We start from the raw sequence: 15318 nt of genomic DNA on the forward strand, positions 1-15318 counted from the left end.
TATAACATATTTAGACATACGAAGAATTGGGGACAAAGACATTACATATCACTAATGGTGATAGCTTAACAGATAGATTAAAAGCACTACAACTAGTTGATGGAACATTTTTGGTATGGCGAGAAATGTTATGTGAAGGTCCTACAGATATCAGAATTGAAACCGATGAAGCTATTGAAAAACGGAAAGCATTTCTAAAAAAATATTATAGAATCCCCTATAAAGGTTATGAAGAAAAATTTATAAGCCAGCTAAATAAATTAAACAATCTCGAAGAATATGATGAAATCATACTTTGGTTTGAATACGATTTATTCTGTCATATTAATATGATGGCTGCTATAAGTTTATTGCTTCGTAAAGGAATTACAGACACTCCTGTTTATTTGGTTTGTAGTGGTAGGGTTGAAAATGTTAAAAAATGCTTGGGGCTTTGTGAATTATCCGATCCTCAACTTAAAAAGCATTTTAAAAATAAAATTTTGCTTGATATTAATGATTTAGAGCTAGCATCTCATGTTTGGACATTATATTGCGAATCTAACCCTAGTAAAATAGCTGGGCAAATTAAAAAACAATCCTCTTTTGAGTATTTATCTATCTGCCTTCGAGCACATTTACAAAGATTTCCTAATATGCTTACAGGACTCAACATTCTAGAACATAACATTCTGGAAATGGTTGACACATATCAAATTAAGAATATAAAACAACTAATGGGATACACACTTGAATACCAAGGGTTTTATGGGTATGGAGATATGCAAATGAAACGAGTTCTTGCTAGACTTTTCCAGTTTTTTGATCAGACTAAAGATCGTCTTTTGTTATCCGAAAGAGGGAAGCTTGCGCTACAACAGAAAAAAAACTTTTACAATACTCAAAAATTAGATTGGTATTATGGAGGGGTCAAAAAATATGATTACCTATATAATAACGAAACTCATAATTTATTAAAATTATAATATGGCTATAGCCGAATCCGAATTTATACTCAACGAAGATGGAAGTATTTATCACTTAAATCTTAAACCTGAACATCTTGCAGACACCATTATCACGGTTGGAGACCCAGATCGTGTTGATCAGGTTACACAATATTTTGATACGATAGAATGTAAAATTCAAAAAAGGGAGTTCCATACGCAAACTGGCATATATAAAGGAAAAAGAATTACGGTAATATCTACTGGAATTGGAACAGATAATATAGATATTGTATTTAATGAATTGGATGCTTTAGTAAATATTGATTTTAATAAAAGAGAAATCAAACAAGAACATACCTCTCTTAATATTATCCGAATTGGAACTTCTGGCGCTATCCAACCAGATATTGCTATTGATAGTTTTGTTGTTTCACAAATAGCGGTTGGATTTGATAGTTTACTTCATTTTTATGAAAGTAAAGATGTTCAGTTTCCGCAAATTTCAGAACCACTAGCCCAACATTTGAGTTGGGATAAAGATAAATCAACACCATATGTGGTATCCTTTGACAAAAAACTAGGAAGACATATGCAAAGCGAAAGAACTAAAAAAGGTTTTACGGTTACCAATGTTGGATTTTATGGCCCACAAGGTAGAGTTTTACGATTACCAACATCTGATCCCATTCTCAATGAAAAATTAGCATCCTTTAGATATGCCGATAAAAAGATTACAAATTTGGAAATGGAAACTGCGGGAATATATGGGATGGCTAAACTTCTAGGTCATCGAGCAGTATCCATGAATGCGATATTAGCAAATAGAGCAACAGGTGAATTTAGCTCTAATCCAGGTGAAACTGTCAATAACTTAATACAATATACGTTAGATAAGATTATAAGCTATGACAACTAGTTTTTTTATAATATTAATGCATAAAAAATGGACGATAAATCGTCCATCTAGTTCTAGTATCAAATAAAATAGTATATAAAAATACTATTCTTCAACATATATTTTATCCAAATAAAATCTTTAAACTAATTAAAAAATTAGTGGCTAGTAATAAGGCGATAAAGATTACAATCCCATTTTCTAAAGTATTGCTCTTTAATTTAGCTACCTTAACGTACGCACTTTTATTTCTTAAAAAATTCTTTTTCATAGCAAATATTGTTTTATTTGGTTTTAATTACTTCAAATGTAGTCGTAATTATCAGATTTATATTGCAATAATAATCAAAATAAATACAATTACACGATAAAAAACATAAATAATCGACAAAATACACAATTTTAACATATTTTATACTTTAAAAACATGCATACAATTAAAATTGGTGGTGTACCAGAGCACTTTAACCTACCTTGGCATTTAACAATTGAAGAAGAGGCATATCTTACGAATGATATCCAATTAGAATGGACCGATTTTCCTGGAGGAACAGGAGCTATGTGTGAAGCGCTAAGGAATAAAGATATTGATATCGCAATTATATTAACCGAAGGGATTGTTAAGGATATCATTGCTGGTAATCCTTCTAAAATAGTACAAACATATATTCAATCTCCTTTAATATGGGGAATTCATGTGGGATATGATTCTACTTATACAGCCATAGATGATCTTAAAAACACTGCTGCTGCAATTAGCAGATATGGATCTGGATCTCATTTAATGGCATACGTGCACGCGCAAAATAACGGATGGGATACTTCTTCATTGCAATTTGAAGTGATAAAAAACCTAGATGGAGCGGTAAAGGCTCTAACTGATGGTAGCGCAGATTATTTTATGTGGGAACATTATACTACTAAACCCCTAGTAGACAATAAAACCTTTCGTCGTATAGCCGATTGTCCTACTCCATGGCCTTGTTTTGTGATTGCAGTAAGGGAAGAAATTCTAAATACGAAAAAAGATCAAGTAAAAACTATTTTAGAAATTATCAATAATACAACTCCAGATTTCAAACAAATATCAAGCATAGACAAAACACTTGCTCATAGATACGATCAACAAATAGAAGATATCAGATCATGGTTAAAGCTGACCGAATGGAGTCAATCATTAATCACCAAAGAGAAACTACAGGAAATTCAGGATCAGTTATTTAAATTAAATATTATTGATAAAACAGTAGATTCAGAAAAATTAATTCATAAGATGTAAGCAACCATTTTATATAAGTTTCATCTTACAATAGGGTGATCTCTTAAAAATTATGAAAGCCGTTGTGGCAAACTTTTTGTTACAATTTGGAAAACAAAAAACAATCACATGAAAAAAATTTTAACGCTGTTTGCAATACTATTATTATCGCAAACCACTTTTGCACAAGATCAATCAGATCTACCGCGTAGGGATATTAAAAAAAATGAAATTAGCATTAACCCTTTTAACATTGTAGCTTTTGGAGCACTTGATGTAGGTTACGAAAGAGTACTTGGCAATAATAGTAGTTTGGGGTTTGATTTTTTCTATAGACTTGCCGACGATGACGATGATGATAATGACGTCATAGATACTGATGGAGTGTTTGATAAAGAAATAGCATTCACAACTCGCTTTAAGTACTTTTTTGGAAATAGAGTTGCAAGAGGTTTTTATGTAGAAGCTTTTGGGATGTTATCTTCTGGAGAGCACGAAAATTACGTTAGGGTTTTTGATGACCTAGGTAACTTTATTAGTGCCAGTGATGTAGAAGAAGAATATACAGATTTCGCATTAGGATTCTCTGTTGGAGGAAAGTTTGTTACAAGAAATGGTTTCTTTATTGATATCGGATTTGGTATTGGAAGAAATTTATTTAGTGACAAAAGCCCAGAAATTATATTAAGACCCAACCTATATTTAGGGTATAGATTTTAAAACCTATAATTTTTAAAAACGTACGCACTCTACTTTTTGGTATTAATTTTAATTTTAAGGTAGGGTGTTTTTTTATGAATTTGTTTTAGGAATGAAAAGTAATAATTTAAGAAAAACGCAATCGCCGAAACGCTTAAATATTATAAATCATGAGCAAAAATGAATTTTAATAACAAACAAATGAAGATTTTTTTAATCACACTTACAGTATTATTTACATTCCAAATATCATCCGCGCAGGAGCAATCAGAGATACCTCCTAGGGATATTAATAAAAATGAGTTTAGCATAAATCCAATAAATATTATTGCATTTGGTGCATTAGACTTATCCTATGAAAGAGTTATAAGTAATAACACTAGTATCGGAATTAATGCATTTTATAGATTAAGTGATAATATAGACACAGATGGTGATATTATTGATCGAGATGGAATTTTTGATAAGGAATTAGCGCTTACCATACAATACAAATATTTCTTTGGTAGAAGAATTGCCAGAGGGTTTTATATAGAAGGTTTTGGTATGTTATCATCTGGAGAACACGACAATTACGTGAATTTCGTTGATAATCAAGGAACTCTTATTAGTTCTGGTGAGATAGCTGAAGAATATACCGATTTTGCACTAGGGTTCGCTGTAGGAGGGAAATTTGTTACAAGAAATGGCTTTTTTTTAGATGTAGGGTTTGGTATTGGAAGAAATTTGTTTAGTAGCAAAGGCCCCGAAATTATCGTAAGACCCAATTTATATCTAGGATATCGGTTTTAAAGGACTGAATTCAAATCATATTTTAGAAACAATATAACCTTTAAATAGATGAAAATAAATATGTTTCTTTTTCTAATTCTGATGATTTCAAAGTTCGGTTTTTCGCAGGAAGATCGGTCTAGTTTACCAAAACGAGATACCCAGAAAAATGACTTAAGTATTAATGTACATCCTTTTGGTATAGCTGAAGGCATTACTCTAAATTATGATAGGGTTTTTAATAAAAAAATAAGTCTAGGAATAAACGTTTTCAAATCGTTTGACAACGAGAATAGCATAGATAATCGTGATATTGATATTACTAGTAGGACAAACTTTTCTGTTATTCCAAATATTAAGTATTATGTTGGAGAGAGGTTTGCAAGACGATTTTACATTCAGGGACTTGCAATGATATCATCAGGAAAACTAATTGCCTTTGTAAACAATAATCCAATATCACAAGAAATTAATTATACAGATGTAGGGTTAGGAGTTGGGATAGGAGATAAAAGAATCTTAAAAAATGGGATTTTTATTGATTTTGGGATAGCAATTGCATATAATTTATTTAGTAAAAACAGTCCTGACTTACTAGTTCACCCCAATTTATCTTTTGGATATCGATTTTAAAAGTAGGGTTTTAAACTACATAAACGTTATATATATAAAGGGAAGTTTAGCAAATGTTCAAACTTTTAATAATTCTTAATAACATATTGTATTTTTAGGAATAAATTTTAAAAACATTTATAAATCACACATCTTATGGGATTCCCATATATAAAGATTTAAATAATTTTGTACATTTGCCAAGCCTACCCCCAATAAACTAATTATGAACAAGCACGCAACCTTTTATAGGTTACAGCATCTAGTAATTAACTAACAAATCAATTATGGTAACGTTTCTGCTTATTCTTGTAGGCCTTATAGCTTTTAATTTTATCCTGTTAAAATTTAGCATTCAATCTGTGGATGGTGATAGGAAAAAAGTAAAATCGAAAGAACTGCAATCTTCAACTCATTCTAAAATTGGTGAAACCAAAACAGACGGGATTCCAAAAGCTGCTTAATTAATTTACCATTTAATAGGTAATTGATTTGTTTCTACAAGAAATTCATTCGTTTTACTAAAATGCTTATTACCAAACCAGTACCCTCTATTTGCGCTCAAAGGTGAAGGATGACCACTACTTAACACACTATGTTTCTTTGAATCTATCTTTCCTCCTTTTTTCTTAGCAAAACCACCCCATAATAAAAAAACAACATCCCTTTTATTACTAGATATAGATTGTATTACTGCATCTGTAAATTTTTCCCAACCTTTACCCTGATGAGATCCTGCTTGATGGGCTCTCACTGTTAATGTAGCATTAAGTAGTAAAACTCCTTGCCTGGCCCATCGCTCCAAATTACCGTTAGCTGCAAAAGGAATATCTAAATCCGACTCTATCTCCTTAAAAATATTAATTAATGAAGGCGGTATATCGATTCCATCATTAACAGAAAAACATAAACCATGTGCTTGTCCAATTCCATGATAAGGATCTTGACCAATGATCACTACTTTTACATCATCAAAACTACAATAATCAAATGCAGCAAAAATCTCAGAACCTTTAGGAAAGCACGTATGGGCATCAAATTCCGTTTTCACAAACTCAACCAATTCCTTAAAGTAAGGTTTCTCAAATTCATCCTTAAGTTGTTCCTTCCAGCTTGTTTCAATATTTACCTTCATCTTATTGTCAAAAAAAATAATGCAATTGTTTACTTTTGTTCAGTCGTAAAATTATGATAAATAACTTTCTAAAAGTTATACTTGTTTCAGGTTTTATGACAAAGAAATTAACACTTTTAAAATACTTCCTGACAAACTAGAACAATTGTATGATTCGTATTTCCGAAAAAACACTTAACGATTTAGAATTTAGTACGATACTTAGTCACATAGAAGAACTATGCAACACTGACTACGGTAAAGTTAAAGCACTAAAGATTGTTCCATTATCTACAAAAGAAAACTTACATATTTCTTTACAGCAAGTATTCGAGTATAAATCTTCCTATCTAAATGATGCTAGAATACCCAATCACGGATTTGATGGTATTAATAAAGAATTACAACTACTTGGGATAGAAAACACTTTTTTAGAAACAAGTAATTTTAAAAGATTAGTATCTATTAGTACAACTAGTAATGATTTATTAAGCTTTTTTAGAAAGTTCAAAGAATTATACCCTGTTTTACACCAAACATCATCTGCAGTTCCTTTCACAAAAGAAATCATTAACCTTATTGAAATTGTTGTAGATAAATTTGGAGAAATAAAAGACAATGCTTCTCCAACACTTAATGCACTTAGAAAAGAAATTAATGAAGTTCAAGGTAAATTAAACGGTAGTTTTGGAAGAGATCTAACCAGATATAATAGTTTAGGGTATCTTGATGATATTAAGGAAAGTGTTGTTGATAATCGACGGGTATTAGCCGTCAAAGCAATGTATCGTCGTAAGGTAAAAGGAGCGATAATGGGTAATTCTAAAACTGGAAGTATCGTTTATATTGAACCTGAAGCAACATTGCAATACAGCAGAGCATTAAGTAATTTACAATACGAAGAACGTGAAGAAGTAGTAAAAATACTTAAAGATCTAACAAACAAAATAAGACCTCATATAAGCTTATTAGAACAATATCAGGAATATTTGAGTGATATTGATGTTGTTGCTGCAAAAGCAAAGTATGCAAACAGACTCAATGCTGTACTTCCTAAAATTACCGAAGATCGAGAATTAACCCTTAAAGATGCTTACCATCCTCTACTCTACTTAAACAATCAAGCCAAGGGAGATAAAACACATCCGCAATCAATATCATTAGATGAAAATAACAGAATTATTGTAATATCTGGCCCCAACGCAGGAGGAAAAAGTATTACCCTAAAAACAGTTGGACTTCTACAGATCATGTTACAAAGTGGCATGCTAATTCCTGTACACGAATACAGCCGAATGTGTTTATTTGATAGAGTGCTTACCGATATTGGAGACAACCAATCCATCGAGAATCATCTAAGTACCTACAGCTATCGATTAAAAAACATGAATTACTTCCTTCGGAAATGTAATGATAAAACCTTATTTCTTATCGATGAATTTGGTACAGGTAGTGACCCTGAATTAGGTGGCGCTTTAGCAGAAGCCTTTCTAGAAGTTTTTTATGAGCGATCTTCCTTTGGTATTATTACAACGCATTATGCTAACCTCAAAATGTTAGCTAATGAGTTACCGCATATGACAAATGCCAATATGCTTTTTGACGCTAAAACATTAGAACCCCTGTTTAAATTATTTCTTGGTGAAGCTGGAAGTTCCTTTACTTTTGAAGTTGCGCAAAAAAATGGAATTCCATACAGTCTTATTAATAAAGCAAAGAAAAAAGTAGAACGTGGCAAAATTCGTTTTGATAAGAGTATTGCAAATCTTCAGAAAGAAAGATCCAAGTTGCAAAAAACCACATCATCGCTTAAAACCAAAGAACAAAAAGCTGAAGAAGAAAAAGAACGATTGGATAAAATAAACCAACGCATTCAGCTTAAGTTAGAAAGCTATCAAGAATTATATGACAGTAACCAACGAATGATTTATTTAGGCCAAAAACTAAATGAGATTAGCGAGAAATATTTTCACACTAAAAAGAAGAAAGAACTCATTGATGAGTTTATGAAAATTGTTCAAGTAGAAAATTCTAAAAGAAAGAAACAAACTACTAAACAAAGAAGAAATGCCAAAGCAAAACAACAAAAGGTTGTAAAAGAAATAGAGCAAAAAGTAGAAGTAATACGAGAAAAGAAAAAGGAGCAAAAGAAGAAAGAAGAAAAAACTGAAAAAGCTAAACCAAAAGTAACACTTAAAATTGGTGATAGAATTCGCATGATTGATGGTAAATCTATAGGGACCATTGATACTATAGAAAAAGGAAAAGCTGTAGTTAATTATGGGATTTTTACAACTAATGTAGCAATAGATCAATTAGAATTTGTGGAACGTAAAAAATAACCACTCTATCTAAAAAACACATAAAACACTTCGATACCTATTTTTGGTATTATATATTAAGAAAGCCTTTAGCTTAGTTAAGCTAAAGGCTTTCTTAAAAATGGTTGGGACAAAAAAAACTACTTCCCTCCTGCCAATAACACAAATGAATTACTCGATACAGGAGAAACATTATAATTCTTTACTTTTTTAAGGGTCTTTATATATTTTTCAGCCTCTGTAAAAGCTGATTCCATGGCACTTAATGATGAATCTTCTTTTATCTCAATGGTTTTAGAAATAACATCCCCATTGTTATACTCTACTGTCATTTTCCACTTTTTAATAGAGTGAAAATTTTTGGACACCACTACATCTTCTTTATTTTTTTTCTTACTGGTCTTTTTATTTTTTTCCTTCTCGTTTGTAGGTATAATATCTACTGTAGCCGCATTCCCGAAAGTCACGCAAAACATTGCAATTACTAATAAGAGTTTCATTTTTAGAGGTTTTGATTTGTATGTTTCGAATATACAATTATTTTTTGATTATTCAAATATTTTTTTATTAAAAATTTATTTGTATATTTAAAAACTGTACTAATGTTACATTATGATTAACAGGAAACTAAGAAAGCTTCTTAAACAGAGTAAAGGAACCAAAACGGTGTACGGATTATCTAAGGTATTGGGAGTAAGTCCACAAGCAGGAGACTATGTCGTAAAGCGAAAAAACCTAGCAAAAGACTTTGAGCGATTACAAAAAATTGCTAATTATATGGAAGTTGATATACTGGATATTGTTGATTATAAGAAGAAACAATAACTTAAAAACTACTTCAAAAATTCGTTTTATTATACTTCTCAAATAACTCATCATACTAAAGTCTGTGTTGTAATACTTTTAGTTACTTTTGAAATCCAGCAATCATAATCACATATGCAGATCTATCTTTACCTAGCCGCTTATATCACTTTAATAATTGGATTATCCGTATACATATCCAGATCTTCATCTAATGAAGACTTTCTAATAGGAGGAAGAAATCGAAACGGATGGGCTATTTTGTTTTCAAAATTTGCTGGAGCTATTGGAGTGAGTACTTTAATTACCTACACTGGTTACGCCTACAAATTTGGATGGGGTTTATTTGCAATGTCTATAGGCTCTGTTCTAGGGTATTTATTATTTGCTTTTTGGGCAGCTCCTAAAATAAAACAGCTATCATTACAAGGTAATTTTTATACACAAGGTGATCTACCAGCCTTTGTAACTGGCAACAATACAACTCGTATAGTTACGAATAGCATAACAGTGATAGTTCAATTTTTCTGGATCCTGCTTTCATTAGCAGGAGGCGCTAAGGTTATTGCCTTTTTTGATTTATTCTCTTACGAAACAGCATTAGTTATCACTGCCTCGGTAGTCCTGATATACGTACTGTTCTCTGGATTTAAAGCAGTTATTCTTACAGATATTATTCAAGCAATAATAATCGTTGGATTTCTATGCTTATTAATTTTTGGAATACTTGATATGACAGAATTTGGTGCTATCCTGAGTACTTCTACCAATGAAAAGGTACAATTAGGAAGTATTATAGGTTTAGTACTTTATGGTGGTCTATCCGTTTTTGGGTTAGCAGACAGATATCAACTTTGTTATGCGGCAAAAGATATAAAATCACTAAAAAAAGGAATGGGGTTTGCGATTATACCTGTATTGCTTATTGCCTTCTTATTATTACTAATAGGATTATATGTCTATAACCAGAATACCACATTGGATCCCGATATTATATTTGTGTACGCTATGCAAAACCTGGTATCTCCTTCCTGGCTTCCGTTTCTTCTTATACTTTTCTTTGCTGGATTAATGAGTACAGCAGACACTTCTATTTTTGCTGTTTCATCCCACTTGGTAAGTTCATCAAAAGAAGATCAAAAAGTTACATCAATACGGTATACTACGATTATAACAGTGTTGGCTGCCTGTATTACCGCCTTATTCTGGAAAAGTATTGTAGATATTACTATTGTTGGTGCAGCACTAAGAATGACGCTTTCTATTGCAATGATTTATGCAATTAACAACAAACAAAACAGTGGCCGGTTTATAGCGAGTGCTTTAGGAGGGATTCTAGGGTTGGCAACTGGTTTAATAGCTTTTGGAGCAACACCAACAATAGCTATTACTGTACTTTTAGGTTCGTTACTGGGTTTAATTTATAGATCAAGATAGTCCTGTTAAAGTATCCTTAAACGTAAATACCGAGAATTTTATCTTTTTATATTTGACGAATTACTCGAAAACTAGTATCAATCAAATATTATGCGAAAATTACTTTTTGTAATACCTTTTAGTATTCTGTTTTTACATATTGCCGTAGCGCAACAACCTGAAAAACTTAATGCCGTTGAAATTCATGAAGCCATTAAAAAACTTAATTTTTTAGGCTCTGTTTTATATGTTGCTGCTCATCCCGATGATGAAAATACGAGACTGATATCCTATATGGCTAATCAGATAAAAGCCAGAACAGCATACTTATCTCTTACCAGAGGCGATGGAGGACAAAATCTAATTGGACCAGAAATAAGGGGGTTACTAGGAGTAATAAGAACACAAGAACTATTAGCTGCTCGTCGCACAGATGGAGGTGAACAAATGTTTACTCGAGCAAATGATTTTGGATACTCTAAACATCCAGATGAAACTTTAGCTATCTGGGATAAAAAAGAAGTATTGAATGATGTTGTTTGGGCAATACGAAAATTTCAACCAGATGTTATTATCAATCGTTTTAACCATAGAACTCCAGGAAGCACTCATGGTCATCATACTTCTTCTGCAATGTTGAGTGTAGAAGCTTTTGATATGGTTGCTGACAAAAATATATATCCTGCACAATTAAAACATGTTGATATTTGGCAACCAAAACGATTATTCTTTAATACATCTTGGTGGTTTTACGGAAGCAGAGAAAATTTTGAAAAAGCAGATAAATCAAATCTTTTAGAATTTGACACAGGTGTTTATTATTCTGATTTAGGACTTTCTAATACAGAAATCGCATCACTAAGTCGTAGTCAGCATAAATCACAAGGATTTGGAAGTACAGGAACTCGAGGAACGCAAACAGAGTATATAGAATTAATAAAAGGAGAATTACCTAAAGACAGAACAAATATTTTTGAAGGTATCGACACCTCTTGGAACCGAGTTGTTGGAGGAAAAGCTATTGGCGATATCCTTTATCAGGTAGAAAGAGATTTTGATTTTAAAAACCCTGCTCGCTCCATCACTCAATTAGTAAAAGCGTACCAGCTAATTAATAAACTTGAAAACGCACATTGGAAAAAAATTAAATCCAAAGAAATCAAAGATATTATTGTTGCAACCGCTGGACTTTATCTGGAAGCTGTTAGCAAAGAGTCATACACTACAAACAGTAATGAGATTACAATTAATATAGAAGCTATAAACAGAAGCGCAGCTCCCATTATCTTAAAATCTATTGAAATTTCCAGTATTGGTGTTTCTAAAAACATTGATATTCCTTTAGAGAATAATAGTAAGAAGAATTATGAATTAAAAGGAAAAATTACTAATACAGATTATACTTCTCCATATTGGTTAAAAGACAAAGGTACTTTGGGAATGTATAAGGTTTCGGATCAAAAATTAATAGGAACTCCTGAAACCAATCATCACACAAAAGCAGTGTTCAATATTGAGATACTTGGCACTCCTATTTCTTATCAAAAAGATATTATATATAAGACCAATGATCCTGTAAAAGGTGAAGTTTATAAACCTTTTGAAATCATTCCTGCGGTTTCGGCGAGTATAAAGGATAAAGTTATTATTTATGCAAATGGTCCAGCAAAACAAATCCCAGTTATATTAAAAGCAGGAAAACCAAATCTCGAAGGAAGTGTTTCTCTATCACATCCAGATGGATGGACGGTTTCACCAGAAAGTATCGAATTTAACTTAAGCCAAAAAGGAGAAGAAAAAACGTTAGTTTTTACACTTACTGCTCCAAAAAATCAAAGTGAAGGATACATATCACCAAAAGTAAACCTTCAAGGGAAAACGTATTCTGATGAAGTTATTACTATTGATTATGATCACATACCATTTCAAACAGTAGTGCTTCCGTCTGAAACGAAGGTAGTTCGATTAGATATACAAAAAAAAGGACAAAACATAGGATATATCGAAGGTGCAGGAGACATCGTTCCAGAAAGCTTACAACAAATCGGATATCAAGTAACCAAAATCTCTCCTGAATCAATATCGGAAGCTACATTAAAACCATTTGATGCTATTGTTGTAGGGATAAGAGCTTATAATACTGTAGAAGAATTAAAATTCAAACAGAAACATCTTTTAAAATATGTTGAAAATGGTGGAAACCTTATTATTCAATATAATACAAGTCATCGATTAAAGGTCAAAGAAAATCTGGGACCTTACCCTCTAAAATTATCCAGAGATCGCGTTACCAACGAAAATGCAACCATAAAACTATTAGCAACTGATCATCCAGTATTGAATACTCCTAACAAAATTACAAGTAAAGATTTTGATGGTTGGGTACAAGAACGTGGATTATATTTTCCTAATGAATGGTCTGATGAATACACTCCTATTTTAGCATCAAATGACAAAGGTGAATCTGAAAAAAAAGGAGCACTACTGGTATCCAAATACGGAAAAGGATACTATGTATATACTGGATTAAGCTTCTTTAGAGAATTTCCTGCTGGTGTATCGGGAGCCTATCGCCTATTTGCGAATATGCTTTCCCTGGGAAAGTAATCAATAAAACTAACAAATAATAACAATAGATATGAATGGTCCGAATGGAAAAATTGTATGGAAAAAACTGTACACTGCCTTATTGATTGCCAATGCAGTTTATATTCTGATATTTTATTGGATAACAACCGCCTATTCATAATTCATAACTCATAACTTATCCTTAGCATATGCAACTTATAGACTGGATCGTATTAGGTGGAACCTTATTATTTATTGTTTTATACGGAGCTTGGAAAACCCGAGGAAGCGCAACCGTAAAAGATTATATTCGTGGAGGAAATGAAGCAAAATGGTGGACCATAGGCTTATCTGTTATGGCAACACAAGCAAGTGCGATAACGTTTCTTTCTACTCCAGGACAAGCCTTTCATTCTGGGATGGGTTTTGCTCAATTTTATATCGGAATGCCTATAGCTATGATAATCATATGCGTTATTTTTATTCCTCTTTTTCACAAATTGAATGTATATACAGCCTATGAATATTTAGAAAGTAGATTCGACCTAAAAACAAGAACACTTACAGCTACTTTATTTTTGGTTCAGAGAGGTTTGGCAGCTGGTATTACCATATTCGCTCCTTCTATTATTTTATCAGCCGTTTTGGGGTGGAACCTTACTGTTTTAAATATAATCATTGGGTTTTTAGTTATTATTTATACCGTTTCAGGAGGTACCAAAGCCGTAAGCGTTACACAAAAACATCAGATGGGAATCATTTTTATAGGAATGTTTATTACCTTCTTTATAATTATCAGTTATCTCCCAGACGGAATTACATTTTCTAAAGCATTAGATATCGCTGGAGCTAGTGGAAAAATGAACGTCATTGATTTCACACTTACTAAAGATAGTTTACTTAATAATAGATACACTTTTTGGAGTGGAATTATTGGAGGTACCTTTTTATTCCTATCCTATTTCGGTACCGATCAAAGTCAGGTACAGCGATACTTATCTGGTAAATCTATTAAAGAAAGTCAATTAGGACTTCTATTCAATGGACTACTCAAAGTGCCTATGCAATTTTTCATATTACTAGTAGGAATAATGGTATTTGTGTTTTATCAATTTAATCAGGCTCCGTTAAATTTTAATCCTGCTGCCAAAGAAGTAATTGTAGACTCTCCTTATCATGAAGAATACAAAGCGTTAGAAAATCAACTATTTGTTATTCAAGAAGAAAAAGAAAAATTCATTAATGACCATATTTCAACAAAGGGAGCTGAAAGTATCAGAAAATCAGAAGCGAAAAATTATATTGAAAAATTAAATATAAAAGAAACAGAAGCTAGACAGGCTGCCAAAGATCTAATTAAGAAAGCAAATCCAGAAGTAGAAACCAATGATAAAGATTACGTTTTTATACATTTTATCCTTAATAATCTACCTAAAGGACTGATAGGCTTGTTACTTGCAGTTATTCTGTCTGCAGCAATGTCATCTACCGCCTCAGAATTGAATGCATTAGCATCTACAACAGTAATAGATCTTTATAAAAGAAATGTGGGAGAAAAAAGTGAGAAACACTATGTAGTAGCTACTATGTTTTTTACATTATTATGGGGAATATTAGCGATTATTGTTGCTTGCTTTGCCAACCTATTCGAAAACTTAATCGAATTAGTAAATATCATTGGATCAATTTTTTATGGAAATGTGTTAGGGATTTTTATGCTTGCTTTCTTTATTAAATATGTACAAAGCAATGCTACTTTTATCGCAGCATTAATCACTCAGGTAATCGTTACTATTGGATGGTACTATGATTGGATGCCATACCTCTGGTTAAATTTGTTCGGATGCTTATTAGTTATGTTTATTGCTATTATTTTACAATCAATTATCCCTACTAAAAATATTAACCCAGAAACACAAGTATAGTAATAT

Annotated in this window: 14 protein-coding genes; 12 read left to right on the top strand and 2 right to left on the bottom strand. The window is 31.9% G+C overall.

Annotated elements, in window-relative coordinates:
- Nucleotides 1–26 precede the first annotated feature (26 nt).
- The 7 genes from QBK95_RS13190 to QBK95_RS13220 all read left to right on the top strand — a co-directional run bounded on the left by QBK95_RS13190 (nt 27) and on the right by QBK95_RS13220 (nt 5628).
- Nucleotides 27–965 (top strand): DUF1835 domain-containing protein, encoded by a 939-nt coding sequence (locus QBK95_RS13190; RefSeq protein WP_280934498.1) that lies wholly within the window; start codon nt 27–29, stop codon nt 963–965.
- 1 nt (nt 966) lies between these two features.
- Nucleotides 967–1845 (top strand): nucleoside phosphorylase, encoded by an 879-nt coding sequence (locus QBK95_RS13195; protein WP_280934500.1) that lies wholly within the window; start codon nt 967–969, stop codon nt 1843–1845.
- Between the two features lie 406 nt (nt 1846–2251).
- On the top strand, nt 2252–3103 hold the full coding sequence (locus QBK95_RS13200) for a substrate-binding domain-containing protein (protein WP_280934502.1): 852 nt from the start codon (nt 2252–2254) through the stop codon (nt 3101–3103).
- Between the two features lie 108 nt (nt 3104–3211).
- Nucleotides 3212–3802, top strand: coding sequence for a hypothetical protein (locus tag QBK95_RS13205; protein ID WP_280934504.1), 591 nt, complete (start codon nt 3212–3214; stop codon nt 3800–3802).
- A gap of 180 nt (nt 3803–3982) precedes the next feature.
- Nucleotides 3983–4573: a hypothetical protein gene (locus QBK95_RS13210; RefSeq protein WP_280934507.1), complete on the top strand. Its 591-nt coding sequence runs from the start codon at nt 3983–3985 to the stop codon at nt 4571–4573.
- 48 nt (nt 4574–4621) lie between these two features.
- Nucleotides 4622–5185, top strand: coding sequence for a hypothetical protein (locus QBK95_RS13215; RefSeq protein ID WP_280934510.1), 564 nt, complete (start codon nt 4622–4624; stop codon nt 5183–5185).
- 266 nt (nt 5186–5451) lie between these two features.
- Nucleotides 5452–5628, top strand: coding sequence for a hypothetical protein (locus QBK95_RS13220; protein ID WP_280934512.1), 177 nt, complete (start codon nt 5452–5454; stop codon nt 5626–5628).
- Between the two features lie 5 nt (nt 5629–5633).
- Here QBK95_RS13220 and ung read toward each other — a convergent pair whose 3' ends face one another.
- Nucleotides 5634–6299, bottom strand: a complete 666-nt coding sequence (gene ung, locus QBK95_RS13225; protein ID WP_280934514.1) for a uracil-DNA glycosylase — start codon at nt 6297–6299, stop codon at nt 5634–5636.
- Nucleotides 6300–6448: 149 nt separating this feature from the next.
- Here ung and QBK95_RS13230 point away from each other — a divergent pair, with 149 nt between their 5' ends.
- A complete protein-coding gene (locus QBK95_RS13230) occupies nt 6449–8620 on the top strand; it encodes an endonuclease MutS2 (RefSeq protein ID WP_280934516.1) in 2172 nt (723 codons plus the stop codon).
- A 119-nt stretch (nt 8621–8739) separates the two neighbouring features.
- Here the strand turns inward: QBK95_RS13230 and QBK95_RS13235 are convergent, their stop codons facing one another.
- Nucleotides 8740–9099 carry a hypothetical protein gene (locus QBK95_RS13235; RefSeq protein ID WP_280934518.1) on the bottom strand — a complete coding sequence of 120 codons (360 nt, stop codon included), beginning with the start codon at nt 9097–9099 and terminating at the stop codon, nt 8740–8742.
- 112 nt (nt 9100–9211) lie between these two features.
- Here QBK95_RS13235 and QBK95_RS13240 point away from each other — a divergent pair, with 112 nt between their 5' ends.
- The 4 genes from QBK95_RS13240 to QBK95_RS13255 all read left to right on the top strand — a co-directional run bounded on the left by QBK95_RS13240 (nt 9212) and on the right by QBK95_RS13255 (nt 15312).
- Complete coding sequence (locus QBK95_RS13240; RefSeq protein WP_280934520.1) at nt 9212–9424, top strand: helix-turn-helix domain-containing protein; 213 nt, start codon at nt 9212–9214, stop codon at nt 9422–9424.
- Between the two features lie 114 nt (nt 9425–9538).
- A complete protein-coding gene (locus QBK95_RS13245) occupies nt 9539–10840 on the top strand; it encodes a sodium:solute symporter family protein (RefSeq protein WP_280934521.1) in 1302 nt (433 codons plus the stop codon).
- A gap of 90 nt (nt 10841–10930) precedes the next feature.
- On the top strand, nt 10931–13426 hold the full coding sequence (locus QBK95_RS13250; RefSeq protein WP_280934524.1) for a PIG-L family deacetylase: 2496 nt from the start codon (nt 10931–10933) through the stop codon (nt 13424–13426).
- Between the two features lie 170 nt (nt 13427–13596).
- Nucleotides 13597–15312: a sodium:solute symporter family protein gene (locus QBK95_RS13255; protein ID WP_280934527.1), complete on the top strand. Its 1716-nt coding sequence runs from the start codon at nt 13597–13599 to the stop codon at nt 15310–15312.
- Nucleotides 15313–15318: the final 6 nt, after the last annotated feature.

Source organism: Aquimarina mycalae (assembly GCF_029906345.1).
Taxonomy (GTDB): Bacteria; Bacteroidota; Bacteroidia; order Flavobacteriales; family Flavobacteriaceae; genus Aquimarina.